24 protein-coding genes and 1 pseudogene are annotated in these 25,644 nt (G+C 72.5%); 11 read left to right on the forward strand and 14 right to left on the reverse strand.

The features are described 5' to 3' along the window. Positions 1 to 35: 35 nt before the first annotated feature. On the reverse strand, positions 36 to 1,961 hold the full coding sequence (locus AC5L3C_RS27635) for a hypothetical protein (protein WP_493651557.1): 1,926 nt from the start codon (positions 1,959 to 1,961) through the stop codon (positions 36 to 38). Positions 1,962 to 2,118: 157 nt separating this feature from the next. Here AC5L3C_RS27635 and AC5L3C_RS27640 point away from each other — a divergent pair, with 157 nt between their 5' ends. Next, positions 2,119 to 2,601 carry a hypothetical protein gene (locus AC5L3C_RS27640; RefSeq protein ID WP_493651559.1) on the forward strand — a complete coding sequence of 161 codons (483 nt, stop codon included), beginning with the start codon at positions 2,119 to 2,121 and terminating at the stop codon, positions 2,599 to 2,601. A 92-nt stretch (positions 2,602 to 2,693) separates the two neighbouring features. Here AC5L3C_RS27640 and AC5L3C_RS27645 read toward each other — a convergent pair whose 3' ends face one another. The 6 genes and pseudogenes from AC5L3C_RS27645 to AC5L3C_RS27670 all read right to left on the reverse strand — a co-directional run bounded on the left by AC5L3C_RS27645 (position 2,694) and on the right by AC5L3C_RS27670 (position 8,189). Further along, on the reverse strand, positions 2,694 to 4,184 hold the full coding sequence (locus tag AC5L3C_RS27645; RefSeq protein WP_493651561.1) for a DUF1996 domain-containing protein: 1,491 nt from the start codon (positions 4,182 to 4,184) through the stop codon (positions 2,694 to 2,696). Positions 4,185 to 4,399: 215 nt separating this feature from the next. Further along, positions 4,400 to 4,486: pseudogene (locus AC5L3C_RS27650) on the reverse strand (DNA-binding response regulator); the annotation flags it as partial. A 129-nt stretch (positions 4,487 to 4,615) separates the two neighbouring features. Beyond that, positions 4,616 to 5,617, reverse strand: a complete 1,002-nt coding sequence (locus tag AC5L3C_RS27655) for an NAD-dependent epimerase/dehydratase family protein (RefSeq protein ID WP_493651562.1) — start codon at positions 5,615 to 5,617, stop codon at positions 4,616 to 4,618. Between the two features lie 143 nt (positions 5,618 to 5,760). Beyond that, the gene (gene glnII / locus AC5L3C_RS27660; RefSeq protein ID WP_493651563.1) at positions 5,761 to 6,789 is read right to left on the reverse strand and encodes a glutamine synthetase; all 1,029 of its coding nucleotides are present in this window, start codon (positions 6,787 to 6,789) and stop codon (positions 5,761 to 5,763) included. Positions 6,790 to 7,055: 266 nt separating this feature from the next. Beyond that, complete coding sequence (locus AC5L3C_RS27665; RefSeq protein ID WP_493651565.1) at positions 7,056 to 7,718, reverse strand: SCO2207 family protein; 663 nt, start codon at positions 7,716 to 7,718, stop codon at positions 7,056 to 7,058. Between the two features lie 99 nt (positions 7,719 to 7,817). Next, positions 7,818 to 8,189: an arsenate reductase family protein gene (locus AC5L3C_RS27670; RefSeq protein ID WP_493651566.1), complete on the reverse strand. Its 372-nt coding sequence runs from the start codon at positions 8,187 to 8,189 to the stop codon at positions 7,818 to 7,820. A 230-nt stretch (positions 8,190 to 8,419) separates the two neighbouring features. Between AC5L3C_RS27670 and AC5L3C_RS27675 the strand changes: the two genes are divergently transcribed. The 6 genes from AC5L3C_RS27675 (at position 8,420) to AC5L3C_RS27700 (ending at position 14,795) form a co-directional block, all read left to right on the forward strand. Further along, a complete protein-coding gene (locus AC5L3C_RS27675) occupies positions 8,420 to 8,728 on the forward strand; it encodes a hypothetical protein (RefSeq protein ID WP_493654049.1) in 309 nt (102 codons plus the stop codon). A 188-nt stretch (positions 8,729 to 8,916) separates the two neighbouring features. Continuing rightward, positions 8,917 to 10,167, forward strand: a complete 1,251-nt coding sequence (locus AC5L3C_RS27680) for a sensor histidine kinase (RefSeq protein ID WP_493651568.1) — start codon at positions 8,917 to 8,919, stop codon at positions 10,165 to 10,167. Next, positions 10,164 to 10,838: a response regulator transcription factor gene (locus AC5L3C_RS27685; protein WP_493651570.1), complete on the forward strand. Its 675-nt coding sequence runs from the start codon at positions 10,164 to 10,166 to the stop codon at positions 10,836 to 10,838. The genes AC5L3C_RS27680 and AC5L3C_RS27685 overlap by 4 nt, the downstream gene beginning before the upstream one ends. Positions 10,839 to 11,020: 182 nt before the next feature. Beyond that, positions 11,021 to 11,449 carry a hypothetical protein gene (locus AC5L3C_RS27690; protein ID WP_493651572.1) on the forward strand — a complete coding sequence of 143 codons (429 nt, stop codon included), beginning with the start codon at positions 11,021 to 11,023 and terminating at the stop codon, positions 11,447 to 11,449. 23 nt (positions 11,450 to 11,472) lie between these two features. After that, positions 11,473 to 12,228 (forward strand): ABC transporter ATP-binding protein, encoded by a 756-nt coding sequence (locus tag AC5L3C_RS27695; RefSeq protein WP_493651574.1) that lies wholly within the window; start codon positions 11,473 to 11,475, stop codon positions 12,226 to 12,228. Then, the gene (locus AC5L3C_RS27700) at positions 12,225 to 14,795 is read left to right on the forward strand and encodes an FtsX-like permease family protein (RefSeq protein WP_493651575.1); all 2,571 of its coding nucleotides are present in this window, start codon (positions 12,225 to 12,227) and stop codon (positions 14,793 to 14,795) included. Before AC5L3C_RS27695 ends, AC5L3C_RS27700 begins: the two co-directional genes overlap by 4 nt. Before the next feature lie 18 nt (positions 14,796 to 14,813). On the opposite strand, the gene AC5L3C_RS27705 is transcribed toward AC5L3C_RS27700, so the two are convergent. Then, complete coding sequence (locus tag AC5L3C_RS27705; protein WP_493651576.1) at positions 14,814 to 15,095, reverse strand: SCO2583/SCO2584 N-terminal domain-containing protein; 282 nt, start codon at positions 15,093 to 15,095, stop codon at positions 14,814 to 14,816. Between the two features lie 131 nt (positions 15,096 to 15,226). After that, the gene (gene glnA, locus AC5L3C_RS27710) at positions 15,227 to 16,636 is read right to left on the reverse strand and encodes a type I glutamate--ammonia ligase (protein ID WP_493651577.1); all 1,410 of its coding nucleotides are present in this window, start codon (positions 16,634 to 16,636) and stop codon (positions 15,227 to 15,229) included. 210 nt (positions 16,637 to 16,846) lie between these two features. Between glnA and AC5L3C_RS27715 the strand changes: the two genes are divergently transcribed. Further along, the gene (locus tag AC5L3C_RS27715) at positions 16,847 to 17,317 is read left to right on the forward strand and encodes an RDD family protein (RefSeq protein WP_125506883.1); all 471 of its coding nucleotides are present in this window, start codon (positions 16,847 to 16,849) and stop codon (positions 17,315 to 17,317) included. 86 nt (positions 17,318 to 17,403) lie between these two features. Here AC5L3C_RS27715 and AC5L3C_RS27720 read toward each other — a convergent pair whose 3' ends face one another. The 4 genes from AC5L3C_RS27720 to lipB all read right to left on the reverse strand — a co-directional run bounded on the left by AC5L3C_RS27720 (position 17,404) and on the right by lipB (position 20,673). Next, on the reverse strand, positions 17,404 to 18,108 hold the full coding sequence (locus AC5L3C_RS27720; protein ID WP_125506885.1) for a DUF4191 domain-containing protein: 705 nt from the start codon (positions 18,106 to 18,108) through the stop codon (positions 17,404 to 17,406). A 69-nt stretch (positions 18,109 to 18,177) separates the two neighbouring features. Further along, positions 18,178 to 18,378 carry an SCO2195 family GlnR-regulated protein gene (locus tag AC5L3C_RS27725; protein WP_493651578.1) on the reverse strand — a complete coding sequence of 67 codons (201 nt, stop codon included), beginning with the start codon at positions 18,376 to 18,378 and terminating at the stop codon, positions 18,178 to 18,180. Between the two features lie 259 nt (positions 18,379 to 18,637). After that, entirely contained in the window at positions 18,638 to 19,627 is a 990-nt protein-coding gene (gene lipA / locus AC5L3C_RS27730; RefSeq protein ID WP_493651579.1) for a lipoyl synthase, read from the reverse strand. Positions 19,628 to 19,824: 197 nt separating this feature from the next. Continuing rightward, complete coding sequence (lipB, locus tag AC5L3C_RS27735; RefSeq protein ID WP_493651580.1) at positions 19,825 to 20,673, reverse strand: lipoyl(octanoyl) transferase LipB; 849 nt, start codon at positions 20,671 to 20,673, stop codon at positions 19,825 to 19,827. A gap of 266 nt (positions 20,674 to 20,939) precedes the next feature. On the opposite strand from lipB, the gene AC5L3C_RS27740 reads away from it, so the two are divergent. Further along, a complete protein-coding gene (locus tag AC5L3C_RS27740) occupies positions 20,940 to 22,427 on the forward strand; it encodes an NsdA family TPR-like regulatory protein (RefSeq protein ID WP_125506893.1) in 1,488 nt (495 codons plus the stop codon). A 220-nt stretch (positions 22,428 to 22,647) separates the two neighbouring features. On the opposite strand, the gene AC5L3C_RS27745 is transcribed toward AC5L3C_RS27740, so the two are convergent. Further along, positions 22,648 to 23,130 (reverse strand): GNAT family N-acetyltransferase, encoded by a 483-nt coding sequence (locus AC5L3C_RS27745; protein ID WP_493651581.1) that lies wholly within the window; start codon positions 23,128 to 23,130, stop codon positions 22,648 to 22,650. A 37-nt stretch (positions 23,131 to 23,167) separates the two neighbouring features. Between AC5L3C_RS27745 and AC5L3C_RS27750 the strand changes: the two genes are divergently transcribed. Together AC5L3C_RS27750 and AC5L3C_RS27755 are read left to right on the forward strand one after the other, a co-directional pair. Next, positions 23,168 to 24,061: a TIGR01777 family oxidoreductase gene (locus AC5L3C_RS27750; RefSeq protein WP_493651583.1), complete on the forward strand. Its 894-nt coding sequence runs from the start codon at positions 23,168 to 23,170 to the stop codon at positions 24,059 to 24,061. Positions 24,062 to 24,251: 190 nt separating this feature from the next. Next, a complete protein-coding gene (locus AC5L3C_RS27755) occupies positions 24,252 to 25,628 on the forward strand; it encodes an NAD(P)/FAD-dependent oxidoreductase (RefSeq protein ID WP_493651584.1) in 1,377 nt (458 codons plus the stop codon). Positions 25,629 to 25,644: the final 16 nt, after the last annotated feature.

Genomic DNA, 25,644 nt, shown 5'->3' on the forward strand with positions numbered 1-25,644 from the left:
GTCTCGGCCCGGACCAGCCGGCGGTGCTCATCCGGTCATCGCAGCCCGCTGATCGACCGCCCGCTCTCCAGTCTGCCCTCCAGGTCCGCCCGGGCACCCTTCTTCGCGCGAAGGGTCAGCAGATGCCCGCGGGCCGATCCCTCGACCCCGCCCGTCGCTTCGACCTTCACCGTGTCGGGACTGCCGGCGGCCAGCAGGTACCAGGTCCCGCCCTCGGACTTCCACAGCACCCCGGCGAGCACCCGCGGCGCCCGCTTCCCGCACTCCGGCACGCTCTCGCCCTTCGCCGCCACCGCGCCGAACCGGGCACCGGGCGGGTGGAACTGCGCCAGCACCCGCGCCCCGCCGCCCCGCCAGGTCTCCGCGCGGGTGCACACCCACTCCGCCCGCCGGTGCGTGCCGGGCAGCGGCTGCTCGGCGAACGCCCAGGCGTTCACGCTCCGCACGCCCGCCGAGCGCATCGCGGCCAGCGTGCAGGCGTACGGCGCCCAGGTGCGCAGCGCCTTCGCGGTGGACGCCTCGGTGACCGCGCCGGGCCGCCCGGCGGTCAGCCGGGCCGGGACCAGTTCACCGAGGTCGGCCAGGAGCCGGGTGCCGGTGGCGTCGGTCAGTTCCAGCACGTTCCACGAGGTGCAGGAGCCGTTCTGCGACGCGGAACCGGCCAGGGGAGCGGTCACTCCGTCGGCGAGGGCGAGGGCCATCGTGCCGGAGCCCGGCTCGCGCAGGTCGCGCTCGCCCGCCTTCCGCACCCAGGGGGCCGTCAGATAGCGGATGTTGCCGTCGGTCCGGCTCAGCACCACCGCGCTCGACCCGCCCCGCCCGGCACCGTCGACCCGGGCGAGGTCGAGCGCGGCACCGGCGGTGCCGTCGGCCGGCTCGGCGTAGCGCACGACGCGCAGGCCGTCGTGGAGGATCACCACCCGCGCCGTTCCCACCGTCCCCGCGTACAGCAGCTGGGGCGGTCCCGCCGGGCCGCCGGTGGGGGTGCCCGGGGTCGCCGACACCCGTACGGTGCGCCCCGGGCGGGCCCAGACGGCGAGGGCGCGGCGCAGCAGGGCCCGGTCGTCGGTGAGCCGGCCGCGCGCGGGCCACACGGAGAAGTCGGTGCGCGTGGAGGTCTTCCAGGCGCCGGGGGAGACCCGGGTCAGCTTCCCCGGGTCCAGCGCGGCCTGCGCGGCCGGGTTCCGCGCGTACGGGGGAGCGGCGGCGCCGTCGGGACCCCAGCCGTCGCCCGGCAGGCCGATCAGCGTCCCGCACACCACCAGCGCCGCCCCGCCGACCAGCGCGGCCTTCAGATGACGGCGGCGGCGCAGCAGGTCCGTGGGCCGGGCCTGGAGCGAACAGGGGTCGAACTCGCAGGAGTCGAGCAGCCGGTAGGCGTCGCCGGCCCGGTCCGCCTCGGCCAGCGCGGCGTCCACGTCGGTGACGCCGGCGGCGGTGAGCACCGCGCGCACGTCCCCGTCCGGGAGCCGTTCGAGGCCGCGCAGCGCGTGGGCGGCGCGGGCCGGCCCGGACAGGGCGGACAGCCGCTGGTCCAGCGCGAGTTCGTCGGCGCCGCCCGGGCGCGGGAACAGCTTCAGCCCCCACACCTGGGGGAGCAGCGGCGGCAGCTGCGCCCGCCTGGGCCAGGCGGCACGCCGCAGCGGCAGGCCGGCTTGCAGCGCGGTGCGCACCACCTGCAACCGGACCAGCGCGTAGCCGGGGTCCCCGGGGCGGCCGGCCGACTGGGCGGGGATCACCGGCGCGGGGGTGCGGCCGCGGGGCAGCGCCCGCTGGACCAGGGCGTGCGCGGTCAGCACCCGCCTGCTCCGGCCGATACGGGCGGGAAGCACCAGGTAGGCGAGCCGGACGAGCCGCGGATAGTGCTCGACGAGAGCGGCCTCGGCCTGCTCGACGTCCACCCCCGGACCGGCCGGGGAGGAGGAGGGCACCGAGGGCGGGACGACATCCTGTGACTGCACGTCCAGCAGAACGAGCGAGCCGGTCGATGGTCACCTGCGTCGGGCCGCATTGAGCACGGCGGGCCTTCGGGACGTATCGAAGGCGGAGGGCCCCGTGCCGGGGCTCCGTGCGGCGTGCCGCCGTCACGATGCCGCCGTCCATGGACCGGAGGAACACATGAGGCTGACCCGACCGATGCTCGCGCTGACCGGCGCGGTGGCGGCTCTCGCGCTGACGGGCTGCGGATCCGGTGGCGACGGCGGGGACGAGGTGCCGCCCACCGCCACCGGCAGCCTGGAGCACCTGGCCGCCGAGGTGGAGTGCGAGCCGAACATGCAGACCGACGCCGACACCATCCGCCAGGCGCTGTGCAAGAAGGGCGGCGAGAAGTACGTCCTCGCCACCTTCGCCACCGACCGCGGCCAGCGCGAGTGGCTCAACACGGCCAAGGACTACGGCGGCTACTACCTCGTCGGCCGCAAGTGGGTCGCCGTCGGCCACGAGGACGTGGTCTCCGACCTGCGCACCCGCCTCGGCGGCACGGTGGAGCAGGGCACGGACCACAGCGGCATGAACCACGGCGGCGGTTCGGACGACGGCGGATCGCACGACGGCGGCTCCGGTGACGGCGGCGGCGGGCACGCCGGCCACCACGGCTGACCCCCGCCGGGCCACGCACACGCACGACACGAGGGAGGGCCGGTGGCGGGAATCCCCGCCACCGGCCCTCCCTCATCGGCGTCCGGCGGAACCTACTTGCAGTCCTCGCCGCTGTTGATGCACTCGACCACCTGGTTCATCAGGTTCTCGTCCATGACGTTGATGAAGTCGTTGTGATCGGTGATCGGCTTGTGCAGCTGCTCCGGGAAGCTGTCCACCGCGTACGGCTCCCGCACCTGGCCGTTCTCGATGACCGGGGTCGGGATGTCGTACACCAGGCGGACCTGGAGCTGCGGGATGGCCTGGAAGCCGTTCGGGCAGCTGCCGTCGGCCTGGACGAACGCCGTGTGGTCCCGGTGGTTGGCGCTGTCGATGTTCTGGCCGTCCCAGCAGCTCTGGAAGTTGGTCGTCCGCACGACCTGGCTGCCGTCGGGGCACAGCGGGTACTTGTCCGTCACCTGCCGGTCCTCGAAGCCGGTGCAGCTCCACGAGGTGTTGGCGTTGGCGTTGCCGTTGACGAACGACTTGGCGTCACCGGTGATGATGCGCAGGAACTTCGGCATCGCCACGACGTCGCCCTGCTTGTTGCCGACGAACCTCAGCTCGGCCTGCTGGGGCTTGAGGATCCGGCCCACGTTGCCCTCGGCGCCGCCGCCCTGGTCGTTGGCGTCGAACTCCTCGGTGCCGTCCTGGAGCCGCAGCACCGGCCAGTAGTACGTGGACTTGTCGCCCTGGTTCTGGCACGTGGTGTCGGCGTTGGCGAGGTCCTCGTCGCTGGAGAAGGCGTCGTTGTCCTGGTTGCCGACGTAGTCGTGCACGTGGTGCGCGCCGTTGTCGACACCCGGGGCCGCGATCAGGTTGTCGCTGTTGAACTTGTTGTTCTCGTTGGTACCGCACTCCGTGGTGAAGGTACCCGTGGAACCGGTGTCCCCGTTGGCCGGCAGCCCGTTCTGCAGATCGCGGGAGTTGGGCTGGACGTCGTTGATGTCGATGAAGTCCTCGGCCACCGGGCCCGCTGCCCCGTTGCCGTTGTCGTCCTGGTTCTGACCGCCGTCACCCTGGTCCTGGCCGCCGTCCTGGCCGTCTCCGTTCTGGCCGCCGCCCTGCTGCTGGTCGGCGGGGCGGCCGGTGCAGCCGGCCAGCCGGTCCAGGTTGCTGTCGGCCTGCCCGCCCGCGCGGTTGATCTGCAGCTTGATGCGGTCGATCAGCACCTTCCGCCGGTCCTTGAGCGGACCCAGAATGGAGTTCTGGACGAACTGCGGATCCCCGGCCTGGGCCCGGCGCGTGGTGACCAGCCGCTGGTAGGCGTCGGTGATCTGCTGGTCCATCGAGGCCAGCTCACCGTCCACCTCACCGCGGGCCCGGTCGGGCACGTTCGAGAGCTGCTGGCCGACGTCCGGGCAGTCGATCGTGGCGACCTGGGCGCCACGCGACTTCGTCCGGTTATGGCCTCCGTTCTCCTCGTGTGCCGAGGCGTAGAAGTTGGCCCAGATCAGCCCGCCCCCACCGAGCGCTAGGGCCGCCGTTGCGGCAATGGCCTTGGTGGCCAGCGGCGTGCGGCGTTTTCTTGTGTTGCGTCCCATGGAACTCCTCTGACTTCCTTGCGGGGCATCCCAGTGCGGGGCTTCGAGGCGCCCGTTAGGAGTGAAGCGGCTCCCTTGAGTACGGCAGTCGCCCCACGGGTGTTCACCCGGCTCGGAAATCGGTGAGAATTCATTACGGCCCCAGGGGTTTCAACAGCCCCTGGAACACTGGGAGTTGCGGATCACCCACCCGGGGTGAAGCGGCCGGTCCGGTTTCACCGGCCGTGGTCGGGATGCGCGAGAACCGCCGGCACGCGCCGGTTGTCGTCGTCCGAGACCTCCAGGCCCAGTTGGGTGAAGATGTACCACCAGCCCGGCGGCGGCCGCCACGTCGGGCTCGTGCTGTGGCGAGCGCCCGGGCCGGCCCGGGCCCGGCCCCACGGCGGCCGCGATCTCGAAGCCGCCGGCGCCCACCGGGAGCCGCGTCCGCCTCACACCGTGCCCAGCACCTTCGCCTCCACCTGCGGGTCGAGCCCCTTGACGGTCCGGTCCGGGCGCTGGGGCGCGGAGCCGCCCAGGTCCGTCAGCCAGCGCCAGGTGTCGGCCACCGTCTCGGCGACCGGACGGCAGCGCAGCCCCGCCGCGAGCGCCCGGGAGACGTCCGCAGAGTGCAGCGCGTCGTGCAGGTCGGTGCCCGGCGGCACCCACACGGGCAGCTGCGTCCAGGGCTCGATGCCCGCCTCGAGGATCACCTCCGGCGCGGTCCACCGCAGTTGCGCCGCACCGCCGGTCACCCGGACGCACGCCTCGAGCAGCTCGCCCATGGTGGTGTGGCCCTGCGGGGACATCAGGTTGTACGGCCCGCTCAGCTCCCGCTCGGCCGCCCCGAGGACCCACTCGGCGAGGTCACGGACGTCGACGTACTGCAACGGCAGCTCGCGCGGGCCGGGGGCGAGGACGGGGCCGCCGCGCGCCATCCGGTTCAGCCACCAGGGCAGCCGGCCCACGTTCTCGTACGGCCCGATGATCAGTCCCGCCCGCACCAGCACCGACCGGTCCGCGCCGAAGGCGTCCACGGCGGCCAGCTCGCCGCCCCGCTTGTCGCGCGCGTAGTCCGTGACGTCCGCGTCGGCACGGGCGCCCCGCACCACGGGAGCGTCCTCGGCGTACCCGGCGGGCGGCGCCCAGTCGTACACCGAGCAGCTCGACACGTACACGTACCGCCCGGCGCGGCCCCGCAGCAGCGGCGCCGCGTCGCGCACCGCGCGCGGGGCGGCCGACCAGGTGTCGACGACGGCGTCCCACTCGCCGGGGGCCTCGTCGAGCGCGGCCAGGCCGTCGAGCGCGGTGCGGTCGCCCAGCAGGGTCCGTACGCCCGGCGGTGACGGATGCCGCCCCCGGTGGAGGACGGTCACCTCCCAGCCCTGGCCGAGGGCCGCCTCGGCCAGGGCCCGCCCCGCGAACTCCGTACCGCCCAGCAACAGAAGTCTCATACCGGGACTCTGCCCGCCCGGGCCGCCCCGGGGAACGGGTATCTGCTGTCGGCAGACCCGGCGGCCCGCCACACGGGCGGACATGCCGCGAGGGGCGTCCACCGGTCACGGCGGACGCCCCTCGGGTACGACTGCGGTACGGATCAGACCTGGCCGGCCTTCTCCAGCGCGGTGCAGCAGGTGTCGACCAGCAGACGGGTCACCACGTACGGGTCGACGTTGGCGTTCGGACGGCGGTCCTCGATGTAGCCCTTGCCGTCCTGCTCGACCTGCCACGGGATGCGCACCGAGGCGCCGCGGTCGGAGACGCCGTAGGAGAACTTGTCCCACGGGGCGGTCTCGTGCAGGCCGGTGAGGCGGTCGTCGATGCCGGCGCCGTAGTTCTTGACGTGGTCCAGCGGCTTGGAGCCCTCGCCGAGCGACTCGCACGCGGTGATGATCGCGTCGTAGGACTCGCGCATCGCCTTGGTGGAGAAGTTGGTGTGCGCGCCGGCGCCGTTCCAGTCGCCCTTGACCGGCTTGGGCTCGAGGGTGGCGGCGATGTCGAAGTCCTCGGCGGTGCGGTAGAGCAGCCAGCGGGCCACCCACAGCTGGTCGGCGACGTCCAGCGGGGCCAGCGGACCGACCTGGAACTCCCACTGGCCGGGCATGACCTCGGCGTTGATGCCGGAGATGCCCAGACCCGCCTTCAGGCAGTTCTCCAGGTGCGCCTCGACGACGTCACGGCCGAAGATCTCGTCGGAGCCGACGCCGCAGTAGTAGCCGCCCTGCGGGGCCGGGAAGCCGCCCTTGGGGAAGCCGAGCGGGTAGGAGTCCTTGAAGAAGGTGTACTCCTGCTCGATGCCGAAGACCGGCTCCTGCGCGGCGAACTTCTCGGCGACCTCGGCCAGCGCGGCACGGGTGTTGGACTCGTGCGGCGTCATGTCCGTGTTGAGGACCTCGCACAGCACCAGGACGTCGTCACCGCCGCGGATCGGGTCCGGGCAGACGAAGACCGGCTTGAGCACGCAGTCCGAGGCGTGCCCCTTGGCCTGGTTGGTGGAGGACCCGTCGAAACCCCAGATCGGCAGGTCCGCGCCCTTGGCTTCGTCGCCCAGGATCTTCGTCTTGGAACGCAGCTTGGCGGTCGGCGCGGTGCCGTCGATCCAGATGTACTCGGCCTTGAAGCTCACGGTCCACATCCTTCGGGGTGGGTCTGGGCGCTGTGCGGGTGCTGCGGCGCTGCGGCACTGGGGCGCCGCTGTCGATGCCCCGCAGCCTGTCAACAGGCGATTTCCCGGCCATTGCCCGCATGTGAACCCCGTGTTACCGGGCGCCGCTGTGCCCCGCGTCACTCCGTGAGGGCGTACGGAGGCCAGGGAGTGCATGCGAAGGCGCCATGCGAAGGCGCCGCCGCTCCCGACCCCGGAGCGGCGGCCCCTTCATGGCATCCGATCCCTCACCCCACCTTCTCGATCACCGCGCGGCGGATGAGGAACTTGCCCTCCTCGCGGACCTGCTCGAAGGCCGCGTTGTTGAGCAGCACACAGCTGCCGGACACCGAGGTGACCTCCACCGTCGTGGACTTGTTGTTGTCCAGGTTGGTGACCTTCAGCTGGGTACCGACGGGGAACTGGTTGCTGGACGCCGCCGGGGCGCCGTCCTCACCGGAGAGCGTGACGGTGGAGCCGTTGCACACCTGCTCGCCCACGGCGGCGCCGGCGTCACCACCGGCCTGCTCGCCCTGGCCCTGTTCCGGCTGGGAGGGAGCGGGCTGCTCCGGCTGTCCGGCCTGGGAGCCCTGAGCCGACTCCCCAACCGCGCACCCGGACGCCTCCTGCTGCACCTTGATCTGGGCGATGACCGCCTCGCGGTTGGCGATCCGCGCCTCGGACTGCGCATCGGGGTTGGCCCGCTGGCCCTCGATGAACCGCTCGTTGTTGCCGAGCGCCGTGGCGAGCCCCTGGCAGACGGTCGAGTCCGCCGCCGACTTGGTGGTGGGCCCCGGCGGAGTGGCGTTCGACGTGGTCGCCATGACGAAGGCGCCGCCTCCCGCCACCGTGGCGGCGCTCAGCAACAGTGCGAGCTTCTTCTTCGTACCGAGCGTTCTCCTGCGCGACATGCGCGCCTCCTCGAAGAGGTAGGGGGGCGTACGCCGCTATGTACGAGATACCGAACGGAGTTACTCAGCAGTCGAGCCAACTCGTCCAAGTGGCCTGCGTCACACGGATGCTCCGCGGGAGAGGGCGTCCCGGACCGCCTCCTCCGTCCGGCCGACGACCGCCGTGCCGTCGTCCGCCGTGATGATCGGCCGCTGGATCAGCCCGGGATGCGCGGCGAGGGCCGCGATCCACCGCTCCCGCGTCGCGGCGTCCCGCGCCCACTCCTTCAGCCCCAGCTCCCTCGCGACGGCCTCCTGGGTCCGGGTGATGTCCCACGGCTCGAGCCCGAGCCGCTCCAGCACCTCCCGGATCTCCTCCTCACCGGGCACGTCCTCCAGATACCGCCGCACGGTGTAGTCCGCCCCCTCGGCGTCGAGCACGCTGAGCGCGGAACGGCACTTGGAACAGGCGGGATTGATCCAGATCTCCATACCGCACACGGTACGCCGGTTCCCTCTGTTCGATTTTTGAGGCGTCTCGCGGGTGACGCGCGGGAGTGCCGTGACGCAGCGACAAAACCCTTCTCCACCTGCACATTTATTGGCCGGAGCGGGTCTGATGAATGTCAGTGGCGGGCAGTAGACTGGAAGCAGTGTTCGAGGGAATCGCCGAAGTCGTCGTGGGCTCCGGCGAGCCACCCGACCGCGACAGGAGGATGCCCGTGCCCGCTGCCGCACTGAAGCCGAAGCCCACCCAGTCCACCGCGAAGCGTCCCGTGCTGCTCGAAACGCCCTGTGCCCCCGTCGCGAAGCGTCCGCTGCCGCCCGGCCGCCCGCGTCACTGGTACGTCACCCACAACCGCCGGCTCAAGGCGATGCGCCTCGCCATCGCCCTGCTCGACTCCGGCGTCTACCTGCCCGACCAGGCGCGCAACGAGACGATACGGAGCACCGCGGCGCTGATCGGCGTGCACCCGCCGTCGGACACCACGTGCCACATGGTGCGCGCGTTCATGCGCTACAACCGCTGAAACCCCGACCGATGCCGGGCACCCCCGAGCCGGGGCGCCCGGCATCACCGTGCCGCACACCGGCCGTCCGCTGAGGCAGTATGGGGCGGGGCGGGGGTACCGTCCCGGCCCGAAGTCGCCCCGGTCCGACGGCTTTTGCGTCGTCGTCCGCGCGGGCGCACCCCTGCCGGAGGAGAGAGGTACGACGGTTGGCTGAGCAGAGGACGGTCCCGGTTCCGTCGTCCTGGCTGGCGCCGTCCGGCCGCTACGGACGCCTCCTCGCCCGGGCCTGCGACATCGCCATGGCCTCGGTGGTCCTGATGGCCACCTGGTACTACAACGGCGACTACGACACGCTGGTGGGCGCCGCGATGGCCCTGAGCATGCTGGCCCGCAGACAGCACCCCGGCACGGTGATGGCCGCCGTCCTGGCGCTGTGCGCCGTCCAGTTCGCCCTGCACGACCTGCCCGAGGAACCGCTGGCGTCGGCGCCCGCCTCGTACGACGTGGCCGTGCTGTTCGCCATGATGTCGGTCGTCCACCACTCCCGCACCACCTGGATGCCGTATGCCGCGGGCGGCACGGTGCTGCTGGCGACGGGCGCCGGGACGGTGGGCCTTCCGGCCCTCGGCATCGAGCCGTTCGCCGACGCCGAGACACTGATGGTCTTCTGGGGGCTGACGCTGACGGTCTGGCTGACCGCCTTCGCCCTGCACACCCGGCGCCTCTACGCCGAGAGCCAGGCCGCCCGCGCCTGGCACGCCGAGCGGGAACAGGAGCAGCGTGTCCGGCTGGCCGCCACCCGGGAACGCGCCGAGATCGCCCGTGAACTGCACGACGTGGTCGCGCACAGCCTGGCCGTGATGATCCTTCAGGCCGACGGCGCCGGGACGGTGCTGCGGAAGTCGCCGGAGATGGCCGAGAACGCGCTGAAGACCATCGCCGCCACGGGCCGCGACGCCATCGACGACATGCACCGCATCGTCCGGGTGCTGCGCGAGGGCGGCAACCCGGACTCCGGCGACCTGGCATCCGCCGACGGCGGCCCGCCGCGGCGGCTGGTCACCCTCGAAGAGATCAAGGTCGTCGCCGAACGCGCCCGGGCCGCCGGGCTGACCGTGGACGTCTCGCTCGAGGTCGGCGCGGGACGGCTGTCGCCCGCGGAGGAGATGACGGCCTTCCGCATCGTCCAGGAGTGCCTCACCAACGTGCTCCGTCACGCCGGGGCCGGGGCGGGGGTCGACATCCGGCTCCGCGAGGAGCGGGGCACACTGCAGATCGACGTGATCGACGACGGAGCGGGCACCCTCGCGGGCCGCCCCGTCGGCCAGTCCGGGGGCAACGGACTCGTGGGCATGCGGGAGCGGGTGGAACTCGCCGGCGGTAGCTTCGAGGCCGGCCCCCGGCTCGGCAGCGGATGGCACGTACGTGCCTCGATACCAGCAAGGACACAGGAATGACACAGGCGGACAGGCCGATCCGGGTGGTCGTCGTGGACGACCAGCCGCTCATCAGGGCCGGCTTCTCGATGGTGCTGGCCGGTCAGGACGACATCGAGGTCGTCGGCGAGGCGGACAACGGGTCGGACGCCCTCGACCTGCTGGGCAAGGTCGAGGCGGACGTCGTCATCATGGACATCCGGATGCCCGTCATGGACGGCATACAGGCCACCGAACAGCTGATGCGGTGGGAGAACCCGCCCGGCGTCCTGGTGCTGACCACCTTCGACGACGACGAGGACGCGTTCGCGGCCCTGCGCGCCGGAGCGGGCGGCTTCCTGCTGAAGAACGCCCCCGCCACGGATGTCGTCAACGCCATCCGGGTGCTGGCCGCGGGGGAGTCGGTGGTGGCCCCGCGCATCACCCGGCTGCTCCTCGACCGCGTCTCGGACCGGCTGGCACCGGCGAACGGGCAGTCCGAGCGGCTCGGCCTCCTCACCGCACGCGAACGCGACGTGCTCGCCCTCGTCGCCCGGGGACGCTCCAACGCCGAGATCGCGGCGGACCTCTACGTGGCGGAGGCCACCGTGAAGACCCACCTGGGCAACCTCATGGCCAAGCTGCACCTGCGGGACCGCGCCCAGGCCGTCGCGTTCGCCTATGAGTCCGGGCTGGTCCGTCCCTCCCCCTGAGGGTGCAGAAACGGCCCCGTCCCCTCCCCCCACGGGGGCAGGGACCACCCCGCCCGGCGGGGCGGAACGGCCGTATCCGGTTTCCCTCTGGCACCCGATCCCCGACGGGCCCCGGATCTCCAGACTTCTCACTACCGCCGCAACACCAACCGGACGCGGCCGAGAAGACCCTGGAGGACCCGATGAGCACCATGCCCACCACCGCCGACCGCAAGCGCAACCGTCTCGTCATCGGCGCGGCCGCGGCCGTCGTCGTCGCCCTGGCCGCCGGAGCGGGCTACTGGTACCTGGACCGCGACGAGCTCAGCCAGGCGTCCGCCGACGACTGCCGGATGGCGCAGCGCATCATTACCGAGGCCGAGGAGATCTCCACCGCCCCCGAGGCGGACGCGGAGAAGTGGTGGCGCAAGACCGGCGACGAGCGTCGCGCCCACATGAAGGACGGCTACCTCGGATTGAAGATCTCCCAGTACGAGGGATGGGCGCTCGCGACCGCCCAGAAGTCCCCCGAGACACCCTCGGCGAAGGACGTCAAGGACCTGGAGAAGAAGGCCCAGGGACACTGCAACGACTCCGGCGTCACCCTCACCATGCCGCCGCTCGGCTCCTGACCCGGATTGCGAGAACCGTCCCCATGTCTGCGCTCCCCGCCGCCGGCGGCCCCGCACCGGACGACGTCATCACCGCCACCGGCCTGGTCAAGACCTACCGTCAGGGCACCACCGAGATACGGGCCCTGGACGACGTGTCCGTCGCGGTCCGGCGCGCCCGGTTCACCGCCGTCGTCGGCCCCTCCGGGTCGGGCAAGTCCACCCTCATGCACTGCGTCGCCGGCCTCGACACCGTCACCTCCGGCAGCATCGTCCTGGACGGAACCGAGATCACCGGGCTGTCCGACCGCCGGCTGACCCGGGTGCGCCGGGAGCGGATCGGGTTCGTCTTCCAGTCGTTCAACCTGCTGCCGCAGCTGACGGCCCTGGAGAACATCGTGCTGCCCGTCACCATGTCCGGGGGACGCCCGGACCGCGCCCTGGTGAACCACCTCTGCGACGTCCTCGGTCTCACCGGCCGGCTCTCCCACCGCCCCGCCGAGCTGTCCGGCGGCCAGCAGCAGCGCGTCGCCGTGGCCCGGGCCCTGGTGGCCCGGCCGGCCGTGCTCTTCGCCGACGAACCCACCGGCAACCTCGACTCCCGCAGCGGCGCCGAAGTCCTCCAACTGCTGCGCCGGTCCGTCGACGACCTCGGCCAGACGGTCGTCATGGTCACCCACGACCCCGCGGCCGCACGGCACGCGGACCGGGTGCTGACCCTCGCGGACGGACGCGTCGTCAAGGACGAGCACCACGCCGACTCCGGACGGCCCGCCGCCGGCACCGCGGGGAGGCGATGATGAGGACCCCGTGGCGCGCGACCGTCCTGGGCTCCCAGGTGGCGGAACTCCTGCGCAGGCCCGGACGCTCGGCGGCGACCGGAGTGTCGCTGCTGATCGCGGCGTTCGTCGTCTTCGGAGCCGTCACCGCCCAGCAGATCATCGGCGCGACCGTCGTCGACAACTTCCGCGGCACACCCGAAGCGGTGTCGGTGGTGGTCACACCCGGCGACGAGGAGGAACTCGGCGAGGACCGTCTCCGCGCGATCCGCGAGACGCCCGGGGTCACCGAGGCCGTGGGCCGGATCGAGGGCGGCGCCCCGCTGGGCGGCAGCGCCGTCGAACGCTATCTCACCCTGTCCGCGGACCCCGGCAGCGGAGCCCTGGCGGAGGTCCGGCTGGTCGAGGGCACCTATCCCTCCGGGCCGGACCGGCTCGCCGTCAACACCCGGGCCGCGCGCGACTTCGGCCTCGCCCCCGGCTCACCGCTCGTCCTGCTGCAGCCCGACACCGACGGCGAGTCCACCCGACGGGTGGAGGTCGAGGTCAGCGGCGTCGTCCGCAGCACCGCCACGGACGACGCGGAGCCCACGGGATACGCCCCCGGACCCGCGCTGCGCGAACTGCTCGGCGTCTCCGGCTACTCCCGCATCGACATCGGCGCCGGCGCCGCGTCCGCCGCGTCCGGTGACGCGGCCCCGCTCGCGGAGCGGATCCGGCAGGCGGTGCCCGGGGCGCAGGTGCGCTCCGGGGACGCGGTGCGCGACGAGGAGGCCCGCGCGGCGGTCGCCGAGGCGAAGGACACCCTGGAGCTGGTCTCCGTCTTCCTCGCCGTCGCCGTCGGCGCGGCCGTGCTCGTCGCCACCTCCACCTTCCGCATCGTCTTCACCCGGCGCGTACGCCAACTGGCGCTGCTGCGCACCATCGGGGCCACCCCGCGACGGCTCGCCGCCGCGCTGGTCGCCGAAGGAGCGGCGGTCGGCCTGCTGGCCGGCACCATCGGCGTGCTGGCGGCCTGGGCCTGCGGACAACTCGTCCCCCCGGTCGCCGATCGACTCGGTCACGACCTGACCGCCCCCGCCCAGCTCCCGCCGGCGGAGGCCGTCCTCACCGTCCTCGGCACCGGCCTCCTCGCCGTCCTGGCGGTCCTGGCCCCCTCCCTGTCCGCCGCACGGGTCTCCCCGCTGGAGGCCCTGCGCAGCGCGGCGTCCGACGAGGACGGCAGGGCGACCGGCATCGGCCGGACCCTGCTCGGCCTGCTGTGCGCGGCGGGTGCCGCGCTCCTCGCCCGGCAGCAGTACGGCGGACTCCCCGAGCCGGGCGACGGGGACTACGACCGGTTCGCCGCGCTGACCGCCGTGGTGCTCTCGGGCGGGCTGGCCTTCCTGGCCCTGATCGCCCTCGGCCCCCTGCTGGTGCGGCCGGTGCTGTCGGCCCTCGCCGTGCCGCTGCGGCGCGCCGGCGCGGCCGGCCGTCTCGCGGTCGCGGGCGTCGGGGGCGCGCCGCGCAGGGCCGCCTCGGTCTCGGTCGTCGTCGCCCTCGGCGTCTGCCTGGTCGGCTCGACCCTGACCTGCCTCGCCTCCCTGGAGGCCTACGCACGGTACCGGCAGGCGGTGGAGACCCCCGCCGACTTCCAGCTGTACCCCAGGGACAGCGACACCCTGGACCGCGACCTGGCCGCCGACCTGGCCCGGCGCCCCGAACTCGCCGGTGTGACCGCGTTCCGCAGGGCCGAGGTCGTCGAGGGCACCCGCACCGCGACGATCTCCGACCTCGACCTCGCCACCGTCCGCTCCGGTACGGGCCTGACCGCCCGCACCGGCTCCCTCGACCGGCTCGGACCCGGCCGTGTCGTCGTGGACGCCGAGACCGCCCACGACCTCGACGTCCGGGCCGGCGACCGGGTGACGCTCACCTTCGAGGGCCGCCCCGTCCAGCTCACCGTGGCGGCGACGCTGCCCGGGGCCGGACCCTACGGAGGCGAGTTCTTCGTCCCCGCCGCCGACCTCACCCGCATGGGAGCGGACCCGGCGCCCACCACGGTCACCGCCGACGCCGCCGAGGACGGCGCCCAGGGGCGGATCCGGGCCCAGCGGGCCATCACCGGCACGCTGACCGGCCCGGAGCGCGGCGAGGGCCGCGTCATCGCCGAGGACACCGCCGCCGAGGACACCGCCTCGGACGACCTGCGCACGACGGCCACCATGGCGGTCCTGGTCCTGGGCCTGACGGTCCTGGTGGCGGTCGTCGGCGTCGCGACCACGGCCAGTCTCACCGTCGTCGAACGCAAGCGGGAGTTCGGTCTGCTGCGGGCCCTGGGGCTCGGCGGGGCGGCCGTGCACCGCATGGTCACGGTGGAGTGCGCGCTGCACGGCGCACTGGGGGGACTGCTCGGTCTGGCCCTCGGGGTGCCGTACTCCTGGCTGGTGGTCCGGGTCGCCGAGGCGAGCGCCCCGTTCACCGTCCCGGTGGGGCAGCTCTCGGCGGTCTTCACCGCCCTGGTCCTGGTGACCGCCGCGGCGGGAACGGTGCCCGCCCTGCGCGCCTCCCGCACCTCCCCGACGGTGGCGGTTGCCCGGAGCGACTAGGGGCGCGGGCCCGGGGGGTCAGTACGGGCGGAAGTTGATGTAGCCGAGCAGCACGATCACCGCGACGACGCAGCCGAGCACCACGGCCGTCGACACCCAGGAGGAGCGGCCCGCCGCCGGTCCCCGTAGCCGCCGTCCCCGTCCCCGGTGCTCCGGCTCGCCGCGGAACGGCACCGGTCCCGGCGGGTTGTCCTTCCAGCGGGCCGCGAGCATACGGGCTCGCGCCGACGGCTCCTTGTGCTCGGCGCCGTCCGCCCACTTGAGGTCGAACTCCCGCTCTTCCTCGTCCCTTTCGGACATCCCCGTGACCTTCTTTCGAGCAGCGGTGTCCCATCAAGGATCCCTCCCCCGCCGTGGAGAAGGAAGCTTTCAGGACAGACAACGAAGCCCCCGCCCCCAGAGGTTCCGGAGACGGGGGCTTCGCGGGCCGGTCACACGTCGAAGTACATCTCGAACTCGTGCGGGTGCGGGCGGAGCTGGAGCGGGGCGATCTCGTTCTCGCGCTTGAAGTCGATCCACGTCTCGATCAGGTCCGGCGTGAAGACGTTGCCCTGGAGGAGGAACTCGTGGTCGGACTCGAGGCGGTCGAGCACGGCGCCGAGGGAGGTCGGGACCTGGGCCACGTTCGCGTGCTCCTCGGGAGCCAGCTCGTAGAGGTCCTTGTCGATCGGCTCGGCCGGCTCGATCTTGTTCTTGATGCCGTCCAGGCCCGCGAGGAGCAGCGCCGAGAAGGCCAGGTACGGGTTGCCGGAGGCATCCGGGGCGCGGAACTCCACGCGCTTGGCCTTCGGGTTGGACCCGGTGATCGGGATACGCATCGCGGCGGAGCGGTTGCGCTGCGAGTACACCAGGTTCACCGGGGCCTCGAAGCCCGGCACCAGGCGGTGGTAGGAGTTCACCGTCGGGTTGGTGAAGGCCAGCAGCGACGGGGCGTGCTTGAGGATGCCGCCGATGTAGTAGCGGGCGGTGTCCGACAGGCCGGCGTAGCCCTGCTCGTCGTAGAAGAGCGGCTCGCCGCCCAGCCACAGCGACTGGTGGACGTGCATGCCCGAACCGTTGTCACCGAAGATCGGCTTCGGCATGAAGGTCGCGGTCTTGCCGTTGCGCCAGGCGACGTTCTTCACGATGTACTTGAAGAGCTGCAGGTCGTCGGCGGCGGCCAGCAGGGTGTTGAACTTGTAGTTGATCTCGGCCTGGCCCGCGGTGCCCACCTCGTGGTGCTGGCGCTCGACCTGGATGCCGGCCCGGCCCAGCTCCAGGGAGATCTCGGCGCGCAGGTCGGCGAAGTGGTCGACCGGCGGGACCGGGAAGTAGCCGCCCTTGTAGCGGACCTTGTAGCCGCGGTTGTCCTCCAGCGCGCCGGTGTTCCAGGCGCCCGCCTCGGAGTCGATGTGGTAGAAGGACTCGTTCTCGGAGGTCTTGAAGCGCACGCTGTCGAAGACGTAGAACTCGGCCTCGGGACCGAAGTACGCGGTGTCCGCGATACCGGTCGAGGCGAGGTAGGCCTCGGCCTTCTTGGCCACGTTGCGCGGGTCACGGGAGTACTGCTCGCCCGTGATGGGGTCGTGGATGAAGAAGTTGATGTTCAGCGTCTTGTCGCGGCGGAACGGGTCGACCCGGGCCGTGGAGAGGTCGGCGCGCAGCGCCATGTCGGACTCGTGGATGGCCTGGAAACCACGGATCGAGGATCCGTCGAAGGCCAGCTCGTCGTCCGGGTTGAACGCCTCCACGGGCACCGTGACGTGCTGCATCACACCCGGCAGGTCGCAGAAGCGGACGTCGATGAACTTGACGTCCTCGTCCGCGATGAACTTCTTGGCCTCGTCGGCGTTCTGGAACATCCAGCTCCTCCTACTCCCGACCGTCCCGCCGGGGTGGTAGATCGTTCGTGCGGCCAGTGCGGGTGGCACACGCTGCACTCGACCCTAGGGACGGGTCATTTCTCATGCGTGACCCATTTGTTTCGCACAAGTTAACCGGGCTCGCTCCCACGGTAGCCCCGACGCACCCCGCCGTCCTGCGGTCATCACCGGGCGCAGTACCGTGGACGGGTGGACAACAGGCAAGCAATCGGATCATGGCTGTCCGGCCCGCGTGCGGCGCTGGAGGAAGCCGGTGCCGAGTTCGGCTACCGGGGCGAACAGCTGGGGCTGCCGGAGCACGGACCGGGCTCGATCGCCCGCCCCGGCCGCAGGCTCGGCGCCCTCGCCGTGGACTGGGGTCTGTGCATGCTGATCGCATACGGTCTGATCACCGACGGCTACGACGGACAGACGACCGGTAACTGGGCGCTGCTGGTGTTCCTGGTGCTGAGCGTCCTCACCGTCGGCACGGTCGGCTTCACCCCGGGCAAGCGTCTGTTCGGGCTGCGGGTGGTCTCCGTGGAGAGCGGCCGGGTGGAGCCGCTGCGCGGGCTGGTGCGCTCGGCGCTGCTGTGCCTCGCCGTGCCGGCCCTGATCTGGGACCGCGACGGGCGCGGTCTGCACGACCGGCTGGCCCGTACGGTGGAGGTCCGGGTCTGACCCGGCCGGGGGCTCGGGTCCGAGGTCCCGACATGACGAGGGGCGCCGGAAGGAATTCCGGCGCCCCTCGTCATGTCGGGAAGAGCTCAGCGGCCGCGCGGGCCGCCGCCCTTCGGCAGCTTCATGCCCTTGGGCATCGGGCCCTTCGGCAGCGGCATGTTGCTCATCAGGTCGCCCAGCGCGCGCAGCCGGTCGTTGGTCGCGGTGACCTGCGGGCCGGTCAGCACCCGCGGGAGCTTGAGCATGGTCGTGCGCAGCTTCTTCAGCTCGACCTGGCCCTCGCCCGTGCCCACGATCAGATCGTGCACCGGGACGTCCGCGACGATGCGGTTCATCTTCTTCTTCTCGGCGGCCAGCAGGCTCTTCACCCGGTTCGGGTTGCCCTCGGCGACCAGCACGATGCCGGCCTTGCCGACCGCCCGGTGCACCACGTCCTGGCTGCGGTTCATCGCCACCGCCGGTGTCGTCGTCCAGCCCCGGCCGATGTTGTCGAGCACGGCCGCGGCGGCGCCCGGCTGTCCCTCCATCTGCCCGAAGGCCGCTCGCTCGGCCCGGCGCCCGAACACGATCGCCGTCGCGAGGAAGGCGAGCAGAAGGCCCAGGATGCCGAGATAGATGGGGTGCCCGATCAAGAAGCCGATCGCGAGGAAGACACCGAAGGTGACGATTCCGACAGCCGCGAGTACAAGACCGATCTTCTTGTCGGCCCTGCGGGTCATCTTGTAGGTCAGGGCGATCTGCTTCAGTCGCCCGGGGTTCGCAGCGTCCGCTGCGGTTTCCTTCCTCGCCATGCCGTGAAGTCTACGTGTACCCCGGAGCGGCCTCGACGGCAGTGCCGGGGTGGATCTGCGGCGTGCGGGTCAGGGGCGGGCGGCCGGGGTCCGGTCGAGGACGCGCTGGACCTCGATCCGGTCCTTGGCGCGACGGCGGTCCTCGAGGACGGAGGTCCAGGCGTTGCGGCGGGCGGTGCGCTGGCCGCCGCTCATGAGCAGCGACTCGACGGCGCGCAACGCGGTGGTGAAGGACGGGATGGCGGTGGCGCGGACAGGCGCGGCCTGCATGGTGGAGGTCTCCCTCGGTGCCGACGGGTAGGGGTGTGCGTGCGGTGGTTCCAGGCTCACCGACTGGTGTTACCAGGGCGTGACCGGCCGGTCAAACAGGCATGAAGCCTCCACGCGAGGCCCCGGAACGGCGACGCGGTCCCGGCCTGTGCCCTCATCTGCGAGGACGGTCGGGACCGCGTACTCTCGGCCTTTACTGGCCGGTAGGGCCTTGTGCGTGAATTCACACGTCGTCGGAGGTGTGGGTCCGGGGGTCTTGTCAGACCGCCTGGGAGGCGGCGTACGCGCCGCCCCGCTGCGGAGCAGTCGATTCACGCTGCTCGATGGCCATGCGGTACAGCCGGCCGGCGCGGTACGAGGAGCGGACCAGCGGGCCGGACATCACGCCGGAGAAGCCGATCTGCTCGGCCTCCTCCTTCAGCTCCACGAACTCCTGCGGCTTGACCCAGCGCTCCACGGGGTGGTGCCGCACGGACGGGCGCAGGTACTGGGTGATGGTGACCAGCTCGCAGCCGGCGTCGTGCAGCTGCCGCAGCGCCTCGCTGACCTCCTCGCGGGTCTCGCCCATGCCGAGGATCAGGTTGGACTTGGTGACCAGACCGTAGTCACGGGCGTCGGTGAGGACCTTCAGCGAGCGGTCGTAGCGGAAGCCGGGGCGGATCCGCTTGAAGATCCGCGGCACCGTCTCGACGTTGTGCGCGAAGACCTCGGGGCGGGAGGAGAAGACCTCCGCGAGCTGCTCGGGCACGGCGTTGAAGTCGGGGGCCAGCAACTCGACCTTGGTGCGGCCCTCCGCGCGGTCGGCGGTCTGCGCGTGGATCTGGCGCACGGTCTCCGCGTACAGCCAGGCGCCGCCGTCCTCCAGGTCGTCGCGGGCGACGCCGGTGATGGTGGCGTAGTTCAGGTCCATGGTGACGACCGACTCGCCCACCCGGCGCGGCTCGTCACGGTCGAGGGCCTCGGGCCTGCCGGTGTCGATCTGGCAGAAGTCGCAGCGTCGGGTGCACTGGTCGCCGCCGATGAGGAAGGTCGCCTCGCGGTCCTCCCAGCACTCGTAGATGTTCGGGCAGCCGGCTTCCTGGCAGACCGTGTGCAGTCCCTCGCTCTTGACCAGGTTCTGCATCTTGGAGTACTCGGGGCCCATTTTCGCCCGGGTCTTGATCCACTCGGGCTTGCGCTCGATGGGGGTCTGGCTGTTGCGGACCTCCAGGCGCAGCATCTTGCGTCCGTCGGGTGCGACTGCGGACACGACCGGCTCCCTAGCGTTGATTCTTCGGCGTGCTCAAGCGTACGCCCGTTGATGTGCATGTCCGGCGAGGGTGTCTGCCTGCTGATCGCGGGCGGGCTTGGGTCTCGTCGGCCTGTGGCACCGTGACGTGCAACGTCCGGCGGGCACCTTTTATGCCGGTGCCGTTCATGCCGGTGCCGTCACGTGTGCCCGTGCCGTCACGCCGGTGTCCTCTCGATCTCCCGCGGCTTGAGTTCCGCGTTCTCCAGGATGTCGCGCAGGTGCCGCTCGACGACGGGCAGCACGTCCTCGATCGTGATGTCCCGGCCCAGCTCGGCCGCGAGGGAGGCGACGCCCGCGTCCCGGATCCCGCACGGGATGATCTTGTCGAACCACTTGTTGTCGGGGTTCACGTTCAGCGCGAAGCCGTGCATCGTGACGCCCTTGGCCACCCGGATGCCGATCGCCGCGATCTTGCGGTCCTCGCGGCGCTGGCCGGCGTTGGACGGCGCGTACTCCGGGCCGTTGAGACGCGGGTCGAACTCGTCGTCGTGCAGCCGGGGGTCGAAGTCGAGGGAGAGGCCCGCCCGTCGCCCGCCACCACCCTCAGCCGAAGCGCTGCGCGCTGCCCCTCCATATCGGGCGGGGCGCTGCTCGACCGGGTCGCCCAGGACCCAGACGCCGCTGCGGCCCTCCACCCGGGTGGTCTCCAGGCCGAACTCCGCGCAGGTGCGGATCAGGGCCTCCTCCAGGCGGCGGACGTGGGCGACCACGTCCACCGGGCGGGGCAGCTTCTGGATCGGGTAGCCCACCAGCTGGCCCGGCCCGTGCCAGGTGATCTTGCCGCCGCGGTCCACGTCGATGACCGGCGTGCCGTCGAGCGGGCGCTCGCTCGGCTCGGTGCGGCGGCCGGCCGTGTAGACCGGGGGGTGCTCCAGGAGGATGACGGTGTCGGGCACCTCGTCGGCGAACCGTGCCGCGTGCACCCGGCGCTGCTCGTCCCAGGCCACCTGATAGTCGACGGCCTCGGCCCCGAAGCCCATCCGGACGAACCGCAACCCACTCACCGCACGCGCCTCCTCGGAAGGTCATCAGGCGCTTCATGCGCCCACGCCACTGTACGACCGTTCGAGCGGGGGGCAGTCTGCGGCCTTCCTGTCGTCAGCTGTCGTCAGCTTTCGGGCAATTCTCACACGATCGGATGAACGATGGTGGAAGTGTGCGATCGTGCGCTTACTCTCCGCTACATTCGCGCCGTCCATGAAGGCCATAAGGGCTGCTCACAGGCAATCCGGGCACCACAGGAGCCGGAAGGCAGGAGACCGCACCGCAGATGACGGAACGACCCGCGCAGCGCACCCCCAACCGACAGCTCGCCGCGCTCATCGCAGAAGCGGGGTTCTCCAACGCGGGACTCGCCCGTCGCGTGGACCAGCTCGGTCTCGAACACGGGCTCGACCTGAGATACGACAAGACATCCGTGACCCGCTGGCTGCGCGGCCAGCAGCCGCGGGGGACGACACCGGCCCTGATCGCCGAGGTCTTCACCCGGCGTCTCGGGCGCCGTCTGACCGCGCAGGACCTGGGCCTGGACGCCTGCGCGCCCGTCTACGCGGGCCTGGAGTTCGCGGCCACCCCCGAGGAGGCCGTCGACATCGTCAGCGGGCTGTGGCGCAAGGACTCCGGCAGCCATGCGGAGCTGCGCAAGATCGCCTTCACCTCGGCGGGGCTGGTGGTGCCGAGCCGGGACTGGCTGATCGGGCGGGCCGACGACAAGGTGGCCCGCGCGGCCGCGGAGCCGCCGGTGCGGGTGCCCGCGCAGGGGCGGCCGGGAGGCAGGCCGGTGGTGCCGGCGTCCGTGCTCGCCGCCGCCCGCCGGGGCGGCGGGGCCGGGGCGGCGGCGGAGCGGGGGCCGGGGCACCGGGTCACCGGCGGCGACATCGCCGCGCTGCGGTCGGTGGGGGAGCTGTTCCGCACCCTCGACGACGCGTACGGGGGCGGGCACGCCCGCCAGGCCCTGGTGCGGTACCTCGAGCACGAGTGCGAGCCGATGCTGCGGGGCACCTATGGCGAGCAGACCGGGCGCCGGCTGTTCGCCGCCGCCGCGGATCTGACCCGGCTGGCCGGGTGGACGTCGTACGACATCGCCGCGCACGGGCTCGCCCAGCGCTACTTCGTGCAGGCGCTGCGGCTCGCGCAGGCGGCGGGGGACCGGGCCTACGGTGCGTACGTCCTGGTCACCATGAGCCGGCAGGCCGTCTACCTCGGCCACGGGCGGGAGGCCGTGCAGCTCGCCCGTGTCGCCCAGCAGGGGGCGGGGGGTTCCGCGCCGCCCGCCGTGCAGGCGCTGCTGCACGCGGCGGAGGCGCGGGGGCACGGGGTGCTGGGGGAGGTGCGGGCCTGCACGGCCGCGCTGGTGCGTGCGGAGCGTGCGCTGGAGGGGGCGCGGGCCGGGGACGAGGTGCCGTTCTGGGCGCGCTCCTTCGACGAGGCGCAGCTCGCGGACGAGTTCGGGCACTGCCACCGGGATCTCCAGCAGTACCGGGCGGCCGCGCAGCACGCGGAGCGCTCGTTGCAGTTGCGGGCGCCGGGGTTCGCGCGCAGCCGGCTGTTCTGCCGGGTGGTGCTGGCCACGGCCCGGCTGGGTCTGGGCGAGCTCGACCAGGCCTGCCAGCTGGCGGCGGAGGCGGCGGCGCAGGCGGCCGAGATGCGGTCGGTGCGGGCGGTGGAGTACGTCCGTGACTTCGAGCGGAAGCTGGAGCCCTATCGGGATGCGGCTCCTGTGCGGACGTATCGGGATCGGACGGCCGCGTATGTGTGAGAGTCGGTGCGGTGCGGATGGTGGGGGTGCGCGTTCCATGCCTGCGGCGCCTCTGGCCGTTCGGTGGGGGTGCGCGTAGCGCCCACGGGGGGTGGGTGGTGCGGGGCCGGGGCGGGGGTGTCCGTCCTCGGACTGGCGCGATCGAGCTTGCTGGTGGGGGTGACCGGCGCGGACGCGCCAGCCACTGAGGCCCCGTCCCCTCCTCGCCGTGCGCGGCCGCTCAGATCAGTGGGCGGCCCATGAGGACGTCGTCCACGTAGTCGCCGGCCACGAAGAACTCGCCCGGCTGTATGCCTTCCACCACGAAGCCCTCCGACTCGTACAGTCTGCGGGCGGTGGTGTTGTGGCCCAGGACGCGGAGGGTGATGCGGCGGGCACCGTGGTTTCTGGCTTCTGTCATGGCGGCTCGTAGCAGGGCGCGGCCTATGCCCAGGCCTCTTGCCTCGGTTGCTACGGCCAGGCCACGGATCTGGCGTACGTGGGCGTTGGAGGCCAGTTCGGTGGGGTGGCCCAGGCGGACGTAGCCCACCAGGCGGCCGTTGTGTTCGGCCACGTGGTGGGCTCCGGGGCCGGCGCTCTCGGTGAAGAACGTGTCGTGCGGCCGGGGTTGCGGGGTCACGGCGTGGGCGGGGGACCAGGTTTCGCGGTCCAGGCGGGCCAGGTCGCCCTCGTCGGTGGGGCGGGCGACGCGTATGTGTGGCATGTGGGCACTTTACGGTCGGCGGGGCAGGATGGAAGCCATGGAACGAGCGCGCATCGCGGTGGCCGGGGCGTCCGGGCTCATCGGTGGGGCCCTGGCCCGGTCCCTGACAGCGGACGGGCACACGGTCGTACGGCTGGTACGGCGGGCCGCCCAGGGGCCGGACGAGGTGTCCTGGGACCCGGAACGGGGGGTCGTGGACGCCAAGGGGCTCGCGGGGTGCGATGCCGTGGTGAACCTCGCGGGGGCCGGCGTCGGCAACCGGCGCTGGACGGAGGCGTACAAGGAGCGGATCCGGGTGGGCCGGGTGCGGGGTACCGCCGCTCTTGCCGAGGCCATCGCCGGGTTGCCCGCCGATGTGCGGCCGGGGGTGTTCGTGAGCGGTAGCGCGATCGGGTACTACGGCGATACCGGGGATCGGGTGGTTGATGAGAGTGCGCCGCCTGGGAACGGGTTTCTGCCGGAGTTGTGTGTGGAGTGGGAGGCTGCCGCTGAGGGGGCGGGGGCGCGGACGGTGCTGGCGCGGACCGGGCTGGTCGTGGCGCGTCGCGGTGGGGCCTGGGGGCGGCTGTTTCCGTTGTTCCGGGCGGGACTCGGCGGGCGGCTGGGGGACGGGCGGCAGTACTGGTCGTTCATCGCCCTGCACGACGAGGTGGCGGCGCTGCGTCATCTTCTGGAGGGGGAAGGGCTGTCCGGTCCGTTCAATCTGACCGCCCCTCATCCGGCCACCAACCGTGAGGTCACCGAGGCGATGGCCCGGGTACTGCGCCGGCCGGCGGTGTTCGCGGTGCCGGCGCCGGTGCTGCGGGCGGTGCTCGGTGAGATGTCCGGGGAAGTGCTCGGCAGCGCCCGGGTGTTGCCGACGCGGCTGCTGGAGTCGGGCTTCCGGTTCGCGTTCCCCCGGATCGAGGGCGCGGTGCGGGCCGCTGCCTGAAACTGTGCTTTCATCGACCACTTCGTGCCCATGCGGCGTGCGTATGCGACCGTCGTGCGCCCGTGCACTGGCCATGCGCGACTGACCCGCCGGCCGATCACGGTCCTAACCTCGACCAGAACTCGGGTATCCCTGGGGCCTGTTGAGGGCATGACGTCTCCAGCGCCCGCGCAACCTCGAGGAGGGGCACGTGCCAGAGCCCACGTACCACGCGGATGTCGTCGTCGTGGGAGCCGGGACCGCCGGACTCTCCGCGGCACGACGACTGACCAGCGCAGGAGTCACCACCGTCGTCCTGGAGGCCGCCCAGGAGGTGGGCGGCCGCATGACGACCGAGAAGATCGACGGCTTCCGGCTCGACAGGATCGGGCGGCTGATGTCCACGGCGCATCCCGGACTGCGGCAGGCCGCGCCGGTGCTGCTGCCCTTCGACCCAGGAGTCCTGCTGCACAGCGACGGACGGCACCACCGCGCGGGCGTGCAGCCCGGCGCACGGGGGGCGCGCGGGAGGGGCGCACTCCATGCGGTGCGCGCCCTCCGGGCGGGCGCCGGTCCCAGAAGGCCGGTGGCCGTGCCCGGGCGGCAGGTGTCCGTGCCGCGCAGTCGCAGCGGCGCTCCGCTGGGCACCGCGATGGACCAGGCCAGACTGGGCGCCGCGCTGTCCCGGCTCGCGGGCACACCCGTCGAACGGCTGCTGGCCCGGCCCGAACTGCCCGCCGCCGAGGCGCTGGCGGCCCGGGGCCTGCCCTCCCGTACCATCGACGGCTTCCTGCGCCCGCTCCTCGCCGCCCTGCTGTGCGACCCCGACCTCACCACGTCCAGCCGGTGCGCGGACCTGGCGCTGCACGCGTACGCCGGTGGACGGCTGTGTCTGCCGGAGGGCGGCGCCGAGGCGCTGCCGCAGCAGCTGGCGCGGTCGCTGCCGCCCGGCACCGTGCGGACCGGGGTGCGGGTGACGTCCGTGTCGACCACGTCGGTGGCGACCGCGGAGCACGGGGAGTTCCGGTGCTCCGCCGTGCTCGTCGCCACCGGGGCGCGGGCGGCCGCCGAACTGCTGCCCGGGCTGCGGGTGCCCGACTTCCACCCGGTGACGGTGGTGCACCACACCACCGACGAACCGCCCGCCACCGGGGCGTCGCTGCTGCTGGACGCCGACCGCGGCGGGCCGGTCGCGTACACGGCCGTCGTGAGCCGGGTCGACCCCTCCCGGGCGCCGGCCGGCCGCACCCTGGTGACGTCCACGGTGCTCGGCCCCTCGGTGCCGGGGATCGACACGGCCGTACGCATGCACCTGGCGCGGCTGTACGGCGTGTCCACGGCGCGCTGGGAGACGCTGGCCGTGCGCCACACCGCCGACGCCGTGCCCGCGATGCGCCCGCCGTTCGATCTGGGGCGTCCGGTGCGGCTGCTGGCGGGGCTGTACGTGTGCGGGGACCACCGGGACACCGGGACGGCCGAGGGCGCCCTGCGCTCGGCTCAGCGGGCCACGGCCGCGCTCCTGGCCGACCTCGGCGTGAACCGGCCGCTGCACACGGCGGACCCGGTGCCGACGGCCCGGGCGGCCTGACGGTGCCGCGCCGGCG

Source organism: Streptomyces speibonae (genome assembly GCF_984686075.1).

Excerpts from the sequence above, each read along its gene's own strand:
- AC5L3C_RS27750 (WP_493651583.1), top strand. The coding sequence starts at position 23,168 with ATGGAACGAGCGCGCATCGCGGTGGCCGGGGCGTCCGGGCTCATCGGT.
- AC5L3C_RS27745 (WP_493651581.1), bottom strand. The coding sequence starts at position 23,130 with ATGCCACACATACGCGTCGCCCGCCCCACCGACGAGGGCGACCTGGCC.
- AC5L3C_RS27700 (WP_493651575.1), top strand. The coding sequence starts at position 12,225 with ATGATGAGGACCCCGTGGCGCGCGACCGTCCTGGGCTCCCAGGTGGCG.
- AC5L3C_RS27670 (WP_493651566.1), bottom strand. The coding sequence starts at position 8,189 with ATGGAGATCTGGATCAATCCCGCCTGTTCCAAGTGCCGTTCCGCGCTC.
- AC5L3C_RS27685 (WP_493651570.1), top strand. The coding sequence starts at position 10,164 with ATGACACAGGCGGACAGGCCGATCCGGGTGGTCGTCGTGGACGACCAG.
- AC5L3C_RS27640 (WP_493651559.1), top strand. The coding sequence starts at position 2,119 with ATGAGGCTGACCCGACCGATGCTCGCGCTGACCGGCGCGGTGGCGGCT.
- AC5L3C_RS27720 (WP_125506885.1), bottom strand. The coding sequence starts at position 18,108 with ATGGCGAGGAAGGAAACCGCAGCGGACGCTGCGAACCCCGGGCGACTG.
- AC5L3C_RS27690 (WP_493651572.1), top strand. The coding sequence starts at position 11,021 with ATGAGCACCATGCCCACCACCGCCGACCGCAAGCGCAACCGTCTCGTC.
- glnA (WP_493651577.1), bottom strand. The coding sequence starts at position 16,636 with ATGTTCCAGAACGCCGACGAGGCCAAGAAGTTCATCGCGGACGAGGAC.
- AC5L3C_RS27695 (WP_493651574.1), top strand. The coding sequence starts at position 11,473 with ATGTCTGCGCTCCCCGCCGCCGGCGGCCCCGCACCGGACGACGTCATC.
- AC5L3C_RS27705 (WP_493651576.1), bottom strand. The coding sequence starts at position 15,095 with ATGTCCGAAAGGGACGAGGAAGAGCGGGAGTTCGACCTCAAGTGGGCG.
- AC5L3C_RS27740 (WP_125506893.1), top strand. The coding sequence starts at position 20,940 with ATGACGGAACGACCCGCGCAGCGCACCCCCAACCGACAGCTCGCCGCG.
- AC5L3C_RS27725 (WP_493651578.1), bottom strand. The coding sequence starts at position 18,378 with ATGCAGGCCGCGCCTGTCCGCGCCACCGCCATCCCGTCCTTCACCACC.
- AC5L3C_RS27645 (WP_493651561.1), bottom strand. The coding sequence starts at position 4,184 with ATGGGACGCAACACAAGAAAACGCCGCACGCCGCTGGCCACCAAGGCC.
- AC5L3C_RS27655 (WP_493651562.1), bottom strand. The coding sequence starts at position 5,617 with ATGAGACTTCTGTTGCTGGGCGGTACGGAGTTCGCGGGGCGGGCCCTG.
- AC5L3C_RS27665 (WP_493651565.1), bottom strand. The coding sequence starts at position 7,718 with ATGTCGCGCAGGAGAACGCTCGGTACGAAGAAGAAGCTCGCACTGTTG.